Source organism: Candidatus Phytoplasma fabacearum (assembly GCF_030586805.1).
GTDB lineage: Bacteria > Bacillota_I > Bacilli_A > Acholeplasmatales > Acholeplasmataceae > Phytoplasma > Phytoplasma fabacearum.
In genome coordinates, this window is the sequence record NZ_JAOSIM010000001.1 from 126,298 (window position 1) to 146,186 (window position 19,889).

Sequence of the window (19,889 nt, forward strand, 5' to 3'; positions counted from 1 at the left end):
TAAAGTAAGTATCTTAGGTTTTTTATTATCTTTATTGTTATCTAATATTTTTTTGATGTTTTGTCTATTAAGAATTTAATTTTTTAAATTTAAATTCAATTTATGTTGATATTTGTTGGGAGTTCTAAATAAAAAATGAAAAAATATTGTAATGTAAAATATGGCACCAAGGTTGAACGACGAAATTATTCTAAAATGAAATATGATTTGGATTTACCAAACTTAATCGAGATTCAAACAAAATCATTTCAAGAATTTTTAAATTATGGTATTAAAACATCATTAAAAAGTATTTTCCCTATTGAGAGTTATAATGGCGATTTAAAATTATATTTTAATGATTTTTTTTTAGAAGAACCGAAATTTAACGCTGAAGAATCTAAAAAAAGGGGATTTACTTATAGTGCGGAATTGTTTTTAAATGTAACGTTGGAAAACGTTATTACTCAACAAACTAAAAAAGCCCGTATATTAATGACAGATTTACCTTTAATGACTATTGCAGGTACTTTTATAATTAATGGTACAGAAAGAGTTGTAGTTTCTCAAATAGTTCGTTCAGCAGGAGCTTATTTTACTGCTAAATTGGATAATAAAATTAATAAAAATCGTTTTACTGCTCAAATTATCCCTACTAGAGGTGCTTGGATAGAGTTTGAGCAAAATAATAAAGATTTTTTATATGCTAAATTGGATCGTTCGAAAAAAATACCTTTAACAAAATTTATTCATGCTTTAGGTTTTGATACTCAAGAAGAAATTGAAAAAACTTTTGGAATCAATCCTTTATTAGATTTAAGTTTTAATAAAGATAATGATTCTAATTGCAATGACGCTATTGTTGAACTCTATTCTAAGTTGCATCAAGGAGAAAGAGTTCCTACTAATGCAGCAAGAGAATTTATTCGTAATCGTTTGTTTGATAAAGATAAATATGATTTATCTTTAGTAGGACGATATAAGTTGAATCGTAAATTAGATGTTTTAAATAGAGCTGAAAATACTTTTTTAGCTCAAGATATTAAAGATTTAACTAATAATGAAATTTTATTTTCTTCTGGAACTTTTTTAAACTATGAAGTTATTAAAAAATTATCATTACATAGAGATAAATTTCGTGTGGAATTAGTTAATTCTGATTTTCATTTACAAAATCAAAATCATGATTCCAATTCATTTACTTATAGAAAAAACATAAATGATGATCAAATATATATTAAAGAAGATATTTTGCATTCCCAAACAGGACAAGTATTGATTAAGGCTGATACGCTTTTAGATGATGATATTTTGAAGATTTTATTAGAAACTCATAAATATAATATTGATGATAAAATTATTAAATATTTTACTAATAAAGAATATATTCATAAAATTTTTAAAGATCGACAAAAAGTTTTTAATGAAAGTTTAGAAGTTTATGTTTTGGATAATAAAAATAATAAACATTTTATTAAAATTATAGGCAATGATCAATCTGAAGATGCTGAAAATATTGTTTTATCTGATATAATAGCGTCTATTAGTTACTATTTAAATCTTTATCATAATATTGGCACTATTGATGATATTGATCATCTAGGGAATAGAAGATTAAGGTTGATTGGAGAACTTTTAAAAAATCAATTACGTGTAGGTTTGAATAGAACTAAAAAAAATATCAAAGATCGTATGTCTATTAGTAAATTCGATTCTATTACACCAGGAGGATTATTTAATTTTTCTTCTCTTTCTATGGCTATTAAAACTTTTTTTTGCAGTTCACGTTTATCTCATTTTATGGATCAAATTAATCCTTTAGCTATTATTACTCAAAAACGTAGAATTTCTGCTTTAGGTAGCGGAGGAATTGATCGTGATCGAGCGGGCGTAGAGTTAAGAGATGTTAATGATTCTTATTACGGCAGATTGTGTCCTATTGAAACTCCTGAAGGTCCATCTATTGGTTTGATTTGTTCTTTAGCTACTTATGCTCAAGTAGACCAATATGGTTTTATTGAAACTCCTTTTTTTAAAGTAATTCATGAAAATGGTAAATCAGTAGTTTCTCATCAATATGAATATTTAACTTCTATTCAAGAAGAAAATCGTATTATTGCTACATCTTCATCTTGTTTAAATGATGATTTTAGTTTTAAACAATCGAAAGTAATTGCTAGACGAAATGGAGAAATTAGTTTATATAGTGTTGATCAAATTGATTATATAGATGTTTCTCCTAAACAAATTGTATCTGTAGCTACAGCATCTATTCCTTTTTTAGAACATAATGACGCTTCTAGAGCATTAATGGGTGCTAATATGCAACGACAAGCTTTACCTTTATTAATTTCTGAATCTCCTATTGTAGCTACTGGTATTGAGCATAGAATAGTAAAAGATTCAGGTTGCGTTGTTATTGCTGAAGAAAGTGGATTTGTAGTTTATGTAGATGCTAAAAAAATTATTATTGAAAATAATAACGGAGAACAAAAGATTTATATTTTATCTACTTTTGATAAATCTAATCAAGATACTTTAATTTTGCAAAAACCTATTGTTAAATTAAATGAAAACGTTAATAAAGGGGATATTATTGCTGATGGTTCTTCTACTCATCAAGGTGAATTAGCTTTAGGTAAAAATGTTACAGTAGCTTTTATGACTTGGGATGGTTATAATTACGAAGACGCTGTAATTTTATCAGAACGTTTAGTACAAGAAGATATTTTTACTTCTGTTCATATTAGTAAATATGAAATTCAAGTTCGAGAATTAAAGAAAGGCGCAGGAAGAGAAGAAATAACTCGAGAAATACCTAATGTGAGTGCTGAAGCTATTAAGAATTTGGACTCTCGAGGTATTATTATTCCTGGTTCCGAAGTTAACGAAGGTGATTATTTAGTTGGTAAGATTGTTATTATCCCTCAAAGCTCTTTAGAGAATAATCCTTATGAAAAATTAATTCAAACAATTATTGGAGAAAAATCTCGTGATTATAAAGATGCTTCCTTAAAGGTTCCTTGTGGTGAGAGTGGTATTGTTCAGAGCGTACAATATTTTTCTGTTAAAAAAGGTGATTTTATTTCTACTCCTGGTGTTAATGAAATTATTAAAGTTTATATAGCTAAAAAAAGAAAAATCCGAGAAGGTGATAAAATAGCTGGAAGACATGGCAATAAAGGAGTAATTTCTTGTATCGCTGCTAAAGTAGATATGCCTTATATGTCGGATGGAACTCCTGTGGATGTTATTTTAAATCCTTTAGGTGTTCCTAGTCGGATGAATATTGGACAAATTTTAGAAATGCATTTAGGAATGGCTGCGCATAAATTAAATATTAAGGTTGCTACTCCGGTTTTAGATGGTGCTGATAATGAAGATTTAAAAAATATTATGCAAGAAGCTAATTTACCTTTTGATGGAAAAATGACTTTATACGATGGTAGAACAGGTGAACCGTATGATAATCCTATATCTGTGGGTATTTTGTATATGTTAAAATTATCTCATATGGTTGAAGATAAAATACATGCTAGAAATGTTGGAACTTATACTTTAATTTTGCAACAACCTGGTAGTGGACGTAATTTTTTAGGCGGCCAAAGAATTGGAGAAATGGAAACTTGGAGTTTATTAGCTTATGGAGCTGCTCATACTTTGCAAGAAATTTTAACTTTGAAAAGTGATGATATTATAGGGCGTAATCAATTATATCACGCTATAGTTAATGGTTTACGTTTTCCTAAACCTTCTATTCCGGAAAGTTTTAGAGTTTTTACTAAAGAATTACAAGCATTAGGATTACATGTAGAATTAATTAAAGCTGATACTAAGGATAATCAAATTAATCGTTCTTTAGTTTCAAATAATAAGGAGAACAAAAAGTAAACCCGATTATGTTAAATATGAAAATTGAAGATTTTGCTTTAACTAAAAGAACTTTGAAAAATTTAAAATCTATAGGTATTAATAATTTAAATGATATTAATAATTATCATTTGAATGAATTAGTTGCTTCATTAAACGAAGAATCTTTTCGAGAATTTGTAGTTATTTTGAGAAAGTATGGTCTTCCTGAATCTTTAAGTAATTTAAATCTAAATCAAGAGATTTTAAATATTTTATGTCAAAATAATATTTTCAATTGTTTATCTTTATTAGAGACTGATAAAGATGTTTTGCTTAATTTATTTAGTTATAATCCTGCTTATCAGGATCTTTTGATGAATTTTTTAAATTTATATAATGGTTTAAAAAATACTTTTCATCAGACAATTGATAATTCTGTTTCTGATACAGATAATATTATTTGGAAACACGAGAATAATGAACACGAATCTGCATCTTCATGGATAATTGATAAAGCTATTTTTTCAAATAATAATAATCGAGAATACGATTATTTTAAAATTCGTTTATCTTCTCCTCATGAAATTCGTCAAAAATCTTATGGTGAAGTTGTAAATTATGAAACTATTAATTATCGTACAGCTAAACCGGAAAAAGGAGGATTATTTTGTCCTATTATTTTTGGTCCTGTTCAAGATTTGCAATGTATATGTTCTAAAAAACAAACTTTAAAAAAAGGTCAAATTTGTTCTAAATGTGGTGTAGAAATTACAGAACAACTAGTTAGACGTGAAAGAATGGGTCATATTGATTTAGCTGCTCCTGTAGTTCATACATGGTTTTTAAATAGTTTGCCTAGCCGTTTGGCTATTTTATTAGGTATGAAAGCTAAAGAATTAGCAGAAATCGTTTATTATGTATCATATATAGTTATTAATCCTGGTAATAGCGATTTAACTAAATATAGTATTATATCTGAGTTAGAATATGGTCAATATTTGGAACGTTGTGATAATAATTTTGTGGCTTTAACTGGCGCTGAAGCTGTTAAAACTATGTTAAAAGAATTGAATATGGAAGAAACTATTCAGTTATTGAGATTAGAATTAAAACAAGCATCCAAACAAAAAAGAGATTTGATTGTTAAAAGATTAGAATTAATGGAATCTTTTTATCAATCCGATAATAAACCAGAATGGATTGTTTTAGAGGCTATTAATGTTATTCCTCCTAGTTTAAGGCCTATAGTTGCTCTCGAACAAGGTGTACGTTTTGCTTCCGCTGACATTAATGATTTATATCGTAGGATTTTAAATCGTAATAATCGTTTAAAAAGACAATTGAAACAAAATGCTCCTAGATTGATTATTAAAAATGAAAAAAGAATGTTACAAGAAGCTGTAGACGCTTTATTTGATAATGCTAAATCTAGTAAAAAAAGTACTTCTAATATCGAACGTAATAAACCTTTAAAATCTTTATCGGAAATGTTAAGAGGCAAACAAGGACGTTTTCGTCAAAATTTATTAGGAAAGAGGGTAGATTATTCTGGTCGTTCCGTTATTATTGTAGGACCTGATTTAAAATTACATCAATGCGGTATTCCGCGACAAATGGCTATTGTTTTGTTTAAACCGTTTGTATTAAATAAATTACAAGAATCTAAAGGTATTGATAAAAAAAGTGCTAATATTTTATATGAAAAAATGAATGAACATGTGTGGAAATTATTAGAAGAAGTTGTTCAAGAACATCCTGTTTTGTTAAATAGAGCACCTACTTTACATCGTCAAGGATTACAAGGTTTTCAAGTGAAATTAATCGACGGCAAAGCTATCAGATTACATCCTTTAGTTACTTTAGCTTTTAATGCGGATTTTGATGGAGATCAAATGGCCGTTTATGTTCCTCTTTCTGTAGAAGCTCAAGCTGAAGCTCGTTTATTGATGTTATCTTCTTATAATATATTAGATCCTAAAAATGGTAGTCCAGTTTTATCTCCTTCTCAAGATATGGTGTTAGGTAATTATTATTTGACTATCGAAGAAACACGTAAACGCATTATAAAAGGTTACAATGCTGATTTTAGAAACCAACAACATCAGTATAAACATCGTAATGAAGGAAAAGTTTTTAATGATCTACAAGAAGCTGAATTAGCTTTTTATAATAAACAAATAGCTTTGCATACTCGTATTTTAGTGCGCTCCTCTAATATTTCTTCTTATTTTAATGATGAACAAAAAAATAAATATTTAGTTACTACATTAGGTAAATTAATTTTTAATAGTATTTTGCCTAATGATTTTCCTTATTTACAAGAACCAACCATATTTAATTTAGAAATAAAAACTCCAGATGTTTATTTTATACCTAAAGGTGTTAATTTGATGGAATATTTGCATAATATTCCTACTCCTGAACCTTTTAAAAAACGTTTTTTGTCCCTTATCATTGATCGAGTTTTTAAAAGAAGTAATATTTCGGAAACATCAAAAATGTTAGATGATATTAAAAATTTAGGTTTTAAATATTCAACTATGTCGGGAGTAACTATTTCCCATGCAGATATTAATGTTTATTCTAAAAAATCTGAATTAATAGCTCAAGTAGAAAATAAAATTACAGATATTGAACAATGGCATGATAAAGGATTTTTAACTACTAGTGAAAAAAAAAGTTTAATTATTCAAGAATGGAAAAACGTTCGTAATGTTATTCAAGAAGGTTTAATGCAAGAATTTAATCAAGATAATCATTTATTTATGATAAGCGATAGTGGTGCTCGTGGTAATGTTTCTAATTTCGCACAGTTATCCGGTATGAGAGGTTTAATGCATAGTCCTACTAATAATCAATTAGAAATCCCTGTTAAATCTTCTTTCAAAGAAGGTTTGAATGTGCATGAATTTTTTATTTCAACTCATGGAGCTAGAAAGGTGTCTACTGATACAGCTTTAAAAACGGCTGAATCCGGATATTTAACTCGTCGTTTAGTTGATGTTGCTCAAGATGTGATTATTATGTCACATGATTGCGGCAGTGATAAAGGTGTTTATGTAACTTCTTTGGAGCAAGATGGTAAAGAGATTATTTCTTTACAACAACGTTTATTTGGTCGTTATATAGCGCAAAGCATTATAGATCCTTCGAATAAACAAGTTATAGTTAACTTTGGCGAATTAATTACTCGTGAAATAGCGGAAAATATTGTTAAAACAGGAATTTTATCGGTTAAAATTAGAAGTGTTTTAACATGTAATTCTGATTATGGTATTTGTGCTAAATGTTATGGTTTGAATTTAGCTACTAATAAAGCGGTTGAGATTGGAGAAGCTGTTGGTATTATCGCTGCTCAATCTATTGGTGAACCTGGTACTCAGTTAACTATGAGAACATTTCACACAGGAGGGGTTTTATCAGTTTCCGATATTACCCAAGGATTACCCCGTATTCAAGAATTATTTGAAGCTCGTAAACCTAAAGGTAAAGCTTTAATAAGTGAATATGATGGTATAGTTAAAGAAATTAAATCTAGTAATCTTTATTCATCAGATATTGTTATAGTTTCAGCGATTAATCCTCAACAAGAATATCTTTATACTGTAGATTCTAATGTAGATATTTTAGTGAATGATGGTATGGCTGTAAAAGCCGGACAACGTTTAACTTCTGGTTCGATAGATTTAAGAGAATTATTGCGTATTAGTTCTGTAGTAACTACTCAAAAATATATTTTAGAAGAAGTACAACAGGTATATCAATCTCAAAGTGTGTATATTAGTGATAAACATATTGAAATTATTATTCGTCAAATGTTTAAACAAATTTTAGTTATTTCCGAAGGCGACAGTAATTTATTACCGGGATCTGAAGTTTCTATAAAAGAATTTAAGAAAATAAATATGCAATTAATTCAACAAAATAAAAAATTAGCGGCTGGTCGACCTATAGTTTTTGGTATTACAAGATCTTCTTTAAAAAGTGATTCTTTATTATCTGCCGCATCTTTTCAAGAAACTACTAAAATTTTGATTGATGCTACAATTAAAGGTCAAAAAGATTTTTTATTAGGTTTAAAGGAAAATGTTATTTTAGGTGGTTTAATACCTGCCGGAACTGGAATTTTAAATCATTCTTTATTTGAATATCCATTAAAAGAAGAAGATAAAAATAAATAATTATTAAAAACAATTATTAAAATTATAATCATTCAATTAAATTTGAGTATATATTTTTGATTTTTGAGATATTTGCTATTATTAAATGTTTTAAATAATCTTTTTTAAATGAAATGAAGTTTATATTGACTTTTGTTCAAAAAAAAGATAAAATTTAGGTCGTCTTATATTTCTAATTACAAAAATAACAAAGAAAGGTTTTATTGTTTAAACATGCCTACTATTTCTCAGTTAATCAGAAAACGAAGAGTAAAAAAAAATACTAAAACCAAATCATCAGCTTTATCTATTCGTTTTAATGTTTTAAAAAAGAAATTTAAAAATATTAATTCTCCTCAAAAATCTGGAGTTTGTTTAAAAGTATATACTACTACTCCTAAAAAACCTAATTCTGCTTTAAGAAAAGTAGCTAGAGTTCGTTTGTCAAATCGCCAAGAAGTGACAGCTTATATTCCTGGTATAGGTCATAATTTACAAGAGCACAGTCTTGTATTAATAAGAGGTGGTCGTGTTAAAGATTTGCCTGGAGTTCGTTATCAAGTTATTCGAGGAGTTCTTGATACTGCCGGAGTAGCTAATCGGAAACAAGGTCGTTCTCGATATGGTGCGAAAAAATAAGAATTTATTAAAATTCAAATAAATTAAGGTGTATAAACTTATGTCTCGTAAAAAAAGTTTTAAAAAAAGAACATTGCCTTTAGATCCTGTTTACAATTCTGTTTTAGTAACCAGAGTTATTAATAAACTTATGAAGGATGGAAAAAAAGATATTGCTTGCTCTATAGTATATAACTGTTTATCCCAAGTTAAAATATTAACAAAAAAAGAACCAATAGAAGTTCTTAATGAAGCTTTTAATCATATTATGCCTTTAGTAGAATTACGTACACGAACTATTGGTAGTCAAAAGTATCAAGTTCCTTTAGAAGTTTCGGTTGAAAGACGTTATTCTTTAGGTTTAAAATGGTTAATTATGGGAGCACGTAAACGCAATGAAAAAAGTATGAAAGAAAAACTTGCTCAAGAAATTATTTCTGCTGCTTCCGGAACGGGATTAGCAGTTAAAAAGCGTGATGAAATTCATCGTATGTCTGAAGCTAATAGAAGTTTTGCTCATTATCGTTGGTAAAAAAGTGCGTTTAATATTTTCAACTTAAAGGAGGCAACATGGGAATTGAATTAGAATTAGATAAAATACGTAATATTGGTATTATGGCTCATATAGATGCAGGAAAAACCACTACCACTGAAAGGATTTTATTTTATACTGGAAAAATTCGTGTAGCTAAAGAAACTCATGAAGGTTTATCGCAAATGGATTGGATGGATCAAGAAAAAGAAAGAGGCATTACTATAACATCAGCCGCTACTACTGTTTTTTGGAATAATTGTAAAATAAATATTATCGATACTCCAGGACATATAGATTTTTCTTCAGAAGTTAATCGTTCTTTACGTGTTTTGGATGGTGGTGTGGTAGTTATAGATGCTCAAGCCGGAGTCGAACCACAAACAGAAACTGTTTGGCGTCAAGCAACTTATTATAAAGTTCCTCGAATTGTTTTTGTTAATAAAATTGATAAATTAGGAGCTAATTTTGAAAATGCTATTGCTAGTTTAGAAAAAAGGTTAAATGTATTTGCTTACGCTATTCAATGGCCTATTGGTGTAGAAAATAATTTTCGCGGTTTTGTTGATTTAATAGAAATGAAAGCTTGGGAATATTCTTCTAATCCTGATCGAGAAAATCAATTAATTTCTATCCCTGAAGAACTAAAAGAACTTGTTAATTCCAAAAGACAAATATTAATAGATAAATTAGCTTCTTTAAATGATGAATTATTAAATAATCTTTTAGAAAATAAACCTATTTCTATTTCTTTAATAAAAAAAGCACTTCGCAAAGCCACTTTAGAAGTTAATTTTTTTCCAGTTTTATGTGGTTCAGCTTTAAAAAATAAAGGTATTGTGCCTTTATTAAATGCTTTAGTAGATTTTTTACCTTCGCCTTTAGATTTGCCAAATATTAATGGTTATGATAAAAATGAACAACCTATTGTTCGTAAAATTAATTTTAAAGAATCTTTTATTGCATTAGCTTTTAAAGTTATGACAGATTCTTTTGGACGTTTAACTTTTGTACGTATTTATTCAGGTTGTCTAAAAGCTGGTTCTTATATAAAAAATAATAATAAAAATATTACAGAACGTGCTTCGCGTTTATTACTAATGCATGCTAATTCTCGGCAAGATATTAAAGAAGCTTATGCTGGTGATATTGTAGCTGTAATTGGTTTGAAAAATACTATTACAGGTGATACTTTGACATACGGAAATGATTTTATTTTGTTAGAAAAAATGAGTTTTCCTGAACCAGTTTTACAAGTTGCAGTAGAACCTGTTTTAGCGAAGGAACAGGAAAAAATTAGTTCTGCTTTGTTCGGTTTTACTCAAGAAGATCCAACTTTTAAATTTACTGTAGATCCGGAATCAAAACAAATGATTGCTGCTGGAATGGGCGATTTACATTTAGATGTTTTAATGGAGCGTTTAAAAAGAGAATTTCAAATTCAAGTAAAAGTTTCTGAGCCTCAAGTTGCTTATCGAGAAACTTTAATTAGTTCTATAGAAGTGGATGGCGAATGTAAACATCAAACAGGGGGGCGCGGTCAGTATGGTTATGTTCAAATTTTATTTGAACCTAATCCTGGAAAAGGTTTTGAATTCGTTAATAATGTTAAATACGGTGCTATTCCGCAAAATTATATTCCAGCTGTATCTAAAGGTTTGCAGGAATCTTTATCTAGTGGTATAATTGCTGGTTATCCTTTAACCGATATTAAAGCTACTTTATTTAGTGGCGCTTTCCATGAAGTTGACTCTTCTGAATTTGCTTTTAAATCTGCTGCAGCTGCAGCCTTGCGTAAATTGCGTAATAGTAAATTAGTTGTTATTTTAGAGCCTATTATGAAATTAGAGTTAATTACTCCTCATGAATACATTGGTAATGTTATAGGAGATTTAGTTTCTCGTCGAGGTCGTTTAGAAAAACAAGAAAATGAAGGTATGGTTATGAAAATTCAAGCTTTTGTGCCTTTAGCAGAAATGTTTAAGTATTCTAGTAGTTTGCGTTCTAATACTCAGGGAAGAGCAAATTTCTCTATGGAATTTTTTAAATATGAAAAATCTCCTGAACATATTGCTAATAAAATTATTGAATCACGTAATAAATAAAATTAGTTAAATACAATTTTGTTAATATTTCTGACATTATAATAATTAAGAATTATTTTGGTAAAAAAATATTTAAATGGAGAAAATAAAATGTCAAAAGCAAAAATAAACAATAAAGAAGAATCACAAGTTATTAAACCTCATTTAAATGTAGGAACACTTGGTCATGTAGATCATGGTAAAAGTACTTTAAGTTTAGCTATTAATAATTATTTAGCTGCTAAAAATTTAGCTAAATTTCGTAAAGATATTCAAACTTTAGATAAAACTGTTGAAGAACAAAGACGTGGTATTACTATTAATGCTCATCATTTAGAGTATGAAAGTGATACTCGTAATTATGCTCATATTGATTGTCCTGGTCATAAAGATTATATTAAAAATATGATTACTGGAGCAGCTCAAATGGATGCTGCTATTTTAGTGGTTTCAGCTGCCGATGGTCCTCAACCTCAAACTCGTGAACATATTTTATTAGCTAAACACGTTGGTGTCCCAAATTTAATAGTTTTTTTAAATAAATGTGATACAGCTATTCCTGATTTAATACCTTTAGTAGAGCATGAAATACGCGAAATTTTAACTAAAAATGGTTATAATGGTTCAGAAATACCTATTATTCAAGGTTCCGCTTTAAAAGCTTTAGATGGTGACGAAAATTATGTATCAAAAATTGCAGATTTAGTAGCGGAGTTGGATAAATTACCTCTTCCTTTGCGTGACATTGATAAACCTTTTTTAATGCCTATCGAAGATATATATTCTATTACAGGTCGTGGTACTACCGCTTCTGGTCGAGTAGAAAGAGGAACATTATCTTTAGGTGACGAAATTGAAATTCTTGGTTTGGATAAAGATACTTCTACTGTTGCAATAGGTTTAGAAATTTTTAAAAAATCTAAAACTCAAATTCAAGCTGGGGATAATGCTGCTATTTTATTACGCGGTATTAAACATAGCGATATTAAAAAAGGTCAGGTAATAGTGAAACCTAATTCTTTAAAAGTTTATTCTCAATTTAAAGCAGAAGTTTATATTTTGACTGAAGAAGAAGGTGGTCGTAAAAAATCTTTCCGAACTAATTATAGACCTCAATTTTTCTTTAGAACTGCTAATGTAACAGGTATTATTACTTTACTAGAAAAAGATGTTGCTTTTGCGATGCCAGGTGATAATGTTACTATTAAAGTAGATTTGATTAAACCTGTAGCATTAGAGGTGGGTACATCTTTTGCTTTCCGTGAAGGTGGTAAAACTATTGGTTCGGGAAAAATTATTGAAATTTTACCGAATTAATTTAAAGTTAATTAATTACGAAAGAAGACTATTTTATAGTCTTTTTTTGTATTTTAATCGTATTAAAATTTTTTATTCTTGATATCATAAAATTATAATTTTTTATATTTAGCTTATACATTTATTTGCGATTTAATCAATTTAATTTTTCTTAAATTTATAAAATTATTTTAGATTTTATTATTATTAGATAAAAACATAAATAATAATATTATTAAAAATACAATGAAAAATTGATAATTATCGGATTATATATTATTAATAAATAATAATTTTTTCGTTTTATTGTTGAATTATCTATCTTTAAAGTTTATAATTTTACCTAGATTAAAATTAGTAAGATAATTAAGTAATAAATTTATTTAAATTTATTTTAAAGATATAAGATTTTGATTGTTTGTTAATTTTTTCTAGTTATTATAATATTTTATTGTTGATAAAATATAGTACAATTGATTTTTATTTTAAAGTGGTTTTGTATATTTTAATTGTATTAATATATAATAATTAAGGTTATTTTAAATAATTTTAATTTTTTCGTTAAAATTATAAATATAGTTCAAAAAAGGAGTTACACACATTATTAAACATAAAAAAAATAAAAAAGAAAATGTAAAAATTAGTTTTTTATATAATGAAAAAGTTCCTGCTGGAGAATATTTGGTTATTGATAACCAAGGAAAACAATTAGGTATTTTTCAAAAAGAACAAATATTTGATTTAGCTGAACAGAAAAATGAAGATTTTGTCTTGATCAATGCTCATTCCAATCCTAAAGTAGTACGTTTAGTTAATTATTCTAAATTTTATTATGAACAACAAAAAAAAATTAAACAAAATCGAAAAAAACAACATAATCAAATGAATATTAAAACTATTTGCTTAAGTCCTCGTATCCAAGATAATGATTTATATGTTAAAATTAAAAAAGCTGAGGATTTCTTAAAAAATGGACATAAAGTGAAAATTAATATGTTTTTACCAGGTAGAATGGTTATAAATCCTAGTATTGGTAATGACATTTTTAAAAAAATTATATCAGCTTTAAGTTTAGTATCAAAGGTTGATATTCCTCCTAAAATAGAAGGAAATCAAATTAATTCTTTGTTAATTCCTTTGAAATCTAATTAATTTTATTATTAGGTTATTTGGATGTCGCGATGCATTTAGTTTTTGTTTTAAAAAAATAGAAAGAAATAATGGTAATTGATTTTGAAAAAAAAAACACATAAAGGTTTAAAAAAACGTATCAAAATTACTGAAACTGGTAAATGGTTACGCAAACATGCTTTTAAAAATCATTTAGCCGGTTCTAAAACTACTAAACAAAATAGACAATTAAGAGGATTTACTTATGTAGATTCTTCAGATTTAAAGCGTATTAAAAATTTAATTTAGCAAATTGATATAAATCTAAGGAAAGAAGAATAGTCATGGTTAAAGTAAATTTAGTGCCAGCTCGACGTAGACGTCGTAAAAAAATATTAAAATTAGCTAAAGGTTATGTAGGTTCTAAAAGTACCATTTATAAAACTGCTCATGAACAAGTGATGCGTTCATGGCAATATGCTTATGTTGGTCGTAAAAGAAATAAAAGAGATTGGCGTTCTTTATGGATTCGTCGTATTAATGCTGGATGTTCAGAAAATGGTATGAATTATTCCTCTTTTATATATGGTTTAAAATTAGCTGGTGTTGATGTAAATCGTAAAATTTTGGCTAATTTAATTATTAATAAGCCTGAAATGTTTAAATTTTATATTGAAATGTCTCAAAAAAGTTTTCTTGATTTTCAGAAAAACAAATTAACAAAACATATTTCTAAATCTACATCAGATTCAAAAGATATTTTAGAATCTGATTTAAATTCAGATTTTGATTCTTTAAATTCGCAATCTATTAACAAAGATTGTCCGGATACTATTATTCAACATTCTTTAACGGATAATATTGAGGATATAAAACAAAAAAAATCAGATATTTCTTTAGATAATGGATTTACAATAAACTTATCGTCTTTACAAAAAATGAATTTATTAAATTTACGTAAGTTAGCTAAACAACATAATATTAACAAAGTTTCTAAGTTAAAAAAAGCTGAATTAATTGATTTATTATTGGCGAAATTGTAAATAAACTAAAAATTTAATTATAAATTTGTTTAAAGAGGATTACAAAATATGTATGAAATTAAAAAAATAACTTTTAAAAAAATTATCTTAAATATTTTTATAACTATTTTATTTTTATTAAGTTCTTTAGCATGTTTTGAACCTAAATATTTTTCTATAAAAGGGATTAGAATAAGTGATATTTTATTAGGAATTTTATTGTTATTGTTTAATTATTATTTTGTATTTGTAAATTTTAAAAAAAATTCAGGATTAAAAAAGTTTTTCTTTTTAATAGAAACATTTTTTTTATTAACTGTTTCTATTAGTTTATTTATGTCTTTTTTAATTACTAATTCTTTTGTACAAAAAATTCTCACTTTAAGTAATATTATTAGTTATATTTTAATGATTCATTGTTTTATTTCTTTGCATTTATTTGGATGGCAGAATAATAAAATTAATATTTGGAGTTTGAATGGTTATTTAGTAACTTTTGGCATAAGTTGTTTTTTATTAGGAAAAAATATTGATTTTTCTTATATAATTTTAAGAATTTTTTCTATTTTTTTTGGTTTTTTATTTTTATTCTATTTATTCATTGTTATTAAGCAAATTTCCAGTTATAATAAAAAAATTGTTAAAAATAATTAAAAAAATTTAATTTTTTTAAAAAGGAGAGAAAAATTAAACATGTCAGATTTATTCCTTAAAATGAAAGAATTAACTATGTTAAATGGTATTTCTGGACAAGAAAAACAGATTACTAATTATCTCCAAAAGAATGTTATTTCTTTAGTAGATAAAATAGAATATGATAATTTAGGTAGTCTGATAGCTTATAAAGGAAAAAATGGTCCAAAAATTATGTTAGCTGGTCATATGGATGAAATCGGTTTAATGGTTACTGAAATTACAGACAACGGCTTCATTAAATTTCAAACTATAGGCGGTTGGTTACCTACAGTTATGTTAGCTCAACTTTGGCAGATTCATACTAATAAAGGTATTGTTTGGGGTGTTACCGGTGCTAAACCCCCGCATTCTTTGAGTGTTAATGAACGTAATCAAAATCCAAGTATTAAGAATTTATTTTTAGATATAGGTGTTTCAACTAAAGAAGCGGCTCAAAAATTAGGAGTTACTATCGGAAATATGATTACTCCTTATTTGGAATGTCGTACTTTAGGTAGCGAAGATTTTATTTTGGCAAAAGCAATAGATAATCGGGTTGGAGTTTTAATTGTTACTGAAGTATTAGAAAAATTACAAAATAATCCTAATCAATTTATAGGAGCTTTTACAGTTCAAGAAGAAGTAGGTTTAAGAGGAGCTATTACTAGTGCTAATAAGGTAAAACCTGAGATTGCTATAGCGGTAGATGTTTGTGTTGCTAATGATGTTCCGGGTAATCAAAACACATCTATTAGTTATTTAGGAAAAGGTCCGCAAATATCTTGTTATGATCACGGATTAGTGGCTCATACATCTTTAAGGGAATTTGTATTAAAAGTAGCCCGAGACAATAATATTCCTTTTCAAGAAGCTGCTCCGGAAGGTGGGACTACAGATGCTGCTGCTATGCATACACGTCATATAGGAGCTGCAGCTTTAGTAATTTCGGTACCTACTCGTTATATACATTCTCATGCTTCTATCGTTCATCAACAAGATATTAAAAATACCATTAATTTATTAACTTTATTAATACAAAAATTAGATCAAAAACAAGTTCAAGAAATTTTGTTTAGTTAATTTAAGTCAAATTAATGATAATGATTATTAAATTTAAAAAAAAATTATAATTTAGTTATTTAGCTTATTTTATTGTTTGGTGTAATTAATATTAGTAATTTCTATTGTTTTATTTTAGTTGTTAATAAAATTTAAAATATTCAAAAGGAAAGATATTAAAAAAATGAAAAGAACTTATCAACCTAGTAAAATTAAACGAAAAAGGACACATGGCTTTTTGAAACGAATGTCTAATTCTAGTGGACGCCGTCTTTTATCTAATAGAAGATTCAAAGGGCGTTATCAATTAACAGTTTAATATTATGAATAAAATTAAAATTGTTATTTTTTTATAATATTCTAATGAATCAAATTAAAAAAATATTATGATGAAAAAAAAATTTATTTTAAGTAAAAATAAAGAAATTAATTTAATTTTCCAAAATGATAATAAAAGTGTAGCTAATTATTTTTTTAAAATATATTATATCCATTATGCTAAAACTTTGAATTTTAAATTTGCTTTAAGTATTAACAAAAGATATGGGAAGTCTCATGAGAGAAATTTAATTAAACGTCGTATAAGAGCAATCATTTATAATTATTCTTCAGTTTTAAAACCTAATGTTTTTTTTAGGGCGCCAAAGAGGCCTAAATATCGTGTGATTTGACCAATCACCAGTGCGATAAACACTGTAAGGCTAAGAACGGTTTTTGAAAAGGAAACTCTCAGGAATTACAGCAGTTCTTAAAAGCGGATTGCGACGAAGTAGTTAGTCAAGAAGATACCGCCACCAAATGGTTCTAAGGATAAGCCTGAAATGGCCTAAGAAGATAAGCAGATGTAATAATGAAACCTACTTCGCAAACTACTGTAATCGAGTAGTCCGGAATCTATCAATATAGATAAAAAGTATTGGATAGTTTATCAATTAACAAACCTGGAATCTCACCATTAATAAAATGGTTACTTCGCCTAAGGAATCAAGGTAGATATTTAGCGTAACTTGGAGAATCCTAAAGGTCAGTTATTAAATTAACTAATAATGAGTTTAAAGTCATTAGGCCCAAGGATAAAGCGACTTCTTAGTAGTCGGAGGAGTAAAACTTGATCTGGAATGATAAAGAGAATCGTCCTCCCTGGAACAAGGTTAACGACCTTGATAGGGCGAAAGAAGTCAGTAATTTATTGTTTATTGATAAATTATGGAAAGCCGGATGCTTGGAAACTTGCTTGTCCGGTTTGGATGGGGGCTATTTGTAATAGTTAATAGAAAAACAAATCCTATTAATAAAACGCAAATAATCTATCCATATTTATTATTATTAAACCGACAGCAAAAAAATTGAACTTTGTCGATTTATCTGTAAAATTGTCAGTTTTATTGAGAAAATCTCGTCTTATAAGTTCCTGATAAGGATATTTATTGTATATATGAGTGATGATAAATTTATTTTTTTAAAAAGATTTGTAATTATTTTTTTATTTTGTTTGTTGATAACTATCAGTATTAGAGGTTTATTTTTTAGTGATACAAAAATTAATGATGAACCTAATATTATTGATTTAAAAGTTTTTATAAAGAAAGAAAATAATAGCGATATTTCAGACGATAAATTATTTAATAAATTACTTGAACTAAAAAATTTTGATTTATATGAATGTCAGAAATTTTTAGATATTTTTGTTTGCGAACTCGAAGATAATGGTAATTTAAAATGGTATTTATTAGATAATAAAAATTGGAATGATTATGTAAAAAAACAATTACAGGAAACAATAAATAAAATATGTTTAGGACTAGAATATTATTTTAGTTTTAATAATTTTAATATCTCTTTAGAAAAGAAAATTATTATATTAAAAAAATTTTTTACAGTGATAACAGGAATTAATAGAAGTTATTTTTTAAATCGTTTTGCTCAAGAAAAAGATTTTGAAATGTTATCTATAAAAAATATTGAACTTAAAACCAATAGAATCAGTTCAATTACACCAAATGATTTATTAAAATTTAACATTTATAAAGATTTTAAAGATAATAAAGAAATATCTAATCTAAATTATAATAATATTATTCGTCAGAAATATTCGAATTCCAATTCCAAAAACAAAACATTAAATTTTTTTATTTTAAAAAATAATATTTCTGATAATCAACAATTAGGTTTAAAGATTTTTGTAAATGATCAAGAAGATTTACCTATTCAATGGCCTTCAAAATTAGAGTGGAGTAAATTTTTAGGTTTCGGTTATATTTGGAATTTTTTAATTATTTTTATAGCTTCTTTATTAAATTTTTTTTCTTCTATAGGATCTTACGGATTAGATGGTTTTGTAGTAGGTAATTTAGGGTTAGGAATTGTATTAACTACTATTTTAATTAGAACTTTATCATGGCCTATTTATACTAAAACTAATAATTTCGCTTTTAATATGAATTTGGCACAACCAGAAATTGATAAAATTCAAGCAAAATATTCTTTATCTAATAATCCTATGGAAATAAAAAGAATGCATTTAGAGATTATGCGAGTTTATAAAAAGTATAATTTAAATATGTTTTCTAGTTTATTAATTTCTTTTTGTCAAATGTTTTTGTTTTTGGCTATGTTCCGTGTTTTACGTCGTTTTCGTATTCCTGGTGGTATTTTTAAAGTTTATAATAAAAAACCTTTTTTAGGTATAATAAATTTACAATTAGAAAATAACAATGATAATTTATTTTTTTCTATATCACTAACTTTAATAACAGGTTTTAGTATGTTTATTTTAAATAAATTAATAATGAATAATTCCGAAACTATAAAAAATAAAAATGTTTTATCAGTTCCGAATGAATTTAATACGATCAGGCCAGAAAAACTAATGAATTTTGTTAGTTATATAATGATTTTATTTATGATGTTTTTATCTTTTCGTGATTCTATGTTATCTTTATATTGGATTATAGGAAATTCTTATACTATTTTGCAAACACTTATTAATAAAAAAATTATATCCAGAAAAATGCAAAAATTAAAAAAATATTAAAAAATATTTATAATATTTAATAATTCCTGATTATTCATCAAAGATTAATCTTTTTTTGTATAATAAAAGTCAGGGATTAAAATAATATTTTTTAATATCAAAAATAATTTTATTTTTAAATTTTTTTATAAAAAAAAAAAAAATATATATTTTTATCGTTAAATTATGTTAAAATCAATTAGTAAGTTTTTTTAGACCAAAAAAAATATAAAATAATTTATAATTAATTATGTTTAAACGGAGGGATAGCGAAGTGGCTAAACGCAGCAGTCTGTAAAACTGTTCCGAAAGGTACGGCGGTTCGAATCCGTCTCCCTCCACCATATTAGTTTATTTTTATTACTACTTCTTTGAAAACTGAAGATGATATTTTATTATTTATTATAATATTCTATATATTATATAAAATTATTAAATATTAACGATATTTAAATAAATACTATTTATTTAAATGAGATTTATTACGAA

General features: G+C 26.5%; 15 protein-coding genes and 1 tRNA gene. All 16 read left to right on the forward strand.

Going from position 1 to position 19,889, the window contains the following annotated elements:
* Positions 1-135: 135 nt before the first annotated feature.
* Positions 136-3,870 carry a DNA-directed RNA polymerase subunit beta gene (rpoB, locus tag OC705_RS00550; RefSeq protein WP_304512472.1) on the forward strand — a complete coding sequence of 1,245 codons (3,735 nt, stop codon included), beginning with the start codon at positions 136-138 and terminating at the stop codon, positions 3,868-3,870.
* Between the two features lie 8 nt (positions 3,871-3,878).
* Entirely contained in the window at positions 3,879-8,012 is a 4,134-nt protein-coding gene (rpoC, locus tag OC705_RS00555; protein ID WP_304512473.1) for a DNA-directed RNA polymerase subunit beta', read from the forward strand.
* Positions 8,013-8,225: 213 nt separating this feature from the next.
* Positions 8,226-8,630 carry a 30S ribosomal protein S12 gene (gene rpsL / locus OC705_RS00560; protein ID WP_304512474.1) on the forward strand — a complete coding sequence of 135 codons (405 nt, stop codon included), beginning with the start codon at positions 8,226-8,228 and terminating at the stop codon, positions 8,628-8,630.
* Between the two features lie 40 nt (positions 8,631-8,670).
* Positions 8,671-9,141 (forward strand): 30S ribosomal protein S7, encoded by a 471-nt coding sequence (rpsG, locus tag OC705_RS00565; protein ID WP_304512475.1) that lies wholly within the window; start codon positions 8,671-8,673, stop codon positions 9,139-9,141.
* A 38-nt stretch (positions 9,142-9,179) separates the two neighbouring features.
* Positions 9,180-11,246 carry an elongation factor G gene (gene fusA, locus OC705_RS00570; RefSeq protein ID WP_304512476.1) on the forward strand — a complete coding sequence of 689 codons (2,067 nt, stop codon included), beginning with the start codon at positions 9,180-9,182 and terminating at the stop codon, positions 11,244-11,246.
* Positions 11,247-11,336: 90 nt separating this feature from the next.
* The gene (tuf, locus tag OC705_RS00575; protein WP_304512477.1) at positions 11,337-12,542 is read left to right on the forward strand and encodes an elongation factor Tu; all 1,206 of its coding nucleotides are present in this window, start codon (positions 11,337-11,339) and stop codon (positions 12,540-12,542) included.
* Between the two features lie 618 nt (positions 12,543-13,160).
* Complete coding sequence (gene infC, locus OC705_RS00580) at positions 13,161-13,673, forward strand: translation initiation factor IF-3 (protein WP_304512485.1); 513 nt, start codon at positions 13,161-13,163, stop codon at positions 13,671-13,673.
* Between the two features lie 78 nt (positions 13,674-13,751).
* Positions 13,752-13,940, forward strand: coding sequence for a 50S ribosomal protein L35 (gene rpmI / locus OC705_RS00585; RefSeq protein ID WP_304512486.1), 189 nt, complete (start codon positions 13,752-13,754; stop codon positions 13,938-13,940).
* Between the two features lie 35 nt (positions 13,941-13,975).
* The gene (gene rplT / locus OC705_RS00590; RefSeq protein ID WP_304512478.1) at positions 13,976-14,674 is read left to right on the forward strand and encodes a 50S ribosomal protein L20; all 699 of its coding nucleotides are present in this window, start codon (positions 13,976-13,978) and stop codon (positions 14,672-14,674) included.
* Positions 14,675-14,722: 48 nt separating this feature from the next.
* A complete protein-coding gene (locus OC705_RS00595) occupies positions 14,723-15,307 on the forward strand; it encodes a hypothetical protein (RefSeq protein WP_304512479.1) in 585 nt (194 codons plus the stop codon).
* A gap of 39 nt (positions 15,308-15,346) precedes the next feature.
* Positions 15,347-16,408 (forward strand): M42 family metallopeptidase, encoded by a 1,062-nt coding sequence (locus OC705_RS00600; RefSeq protein ID WP_304512480.1) that lies wholly within the window; start codon positions 15,347-15,349, stop codon positions 16,406-16,408.
* Positions 16,409-16,571: 163 nt separating this feature from the next.
* Positions 16,572-16,706 carry a 50S ribosomal protein L34 gene (rpmH, locus tag OC705_RS00605; protein ID WP_304512481.1) on the forward strand — a complete coding sequence of 45 codons (135 nt, stop codon included), beginning with the start codon at positions 16,572-16,574 and terminating at the stop codon, positions 16,704-16,706.
* A 67-nt stretch (positions 16,707-16,773) separates the two neighbouring features.
* Entirely contained in the window at positions 16,774-17,058 is a 285-nt protein-coding gene (gene rnpA, locus OC705_RS00610) for a ribonuclease P protein component (protein WP_304512482.1), read from the forward strand.
* A 535-nt stretch (positions 17,059-17,593) separates the two neighbouring features.
* Complete coding sequence (locus OC705_RS00615; protein WP_304512483.1) at positions 17,594-17,737, forward strand: hypothetical protein; 144 nt, start codon at positions 17,594-17,596, stop codon at positions 17,735-17,737.
* Between the two features lie 85 nt (positions 17,738-17,822).
* Positions 17,823-19,421: a YidC/Oxa1 family membrane protein insertase gene (locus tag OC705_RS00620; RefSeq protein ID WP_304512484.1), complete on the forward strand. Its 1,599-nt coding sequence runs from the start codon at positions 17,823-17,825 to the stop codon at positions 19,419-19,421.
* Positions 19,422-19,660: 239 nt separating this feature from the next.
* A tRNA-Tyr gene (locus OC705_RS00625) sits at positions 19,661-19,744 on the forward strand.
* Positions 19,745-19,889 lie beyond the last annotated feature (145 nt).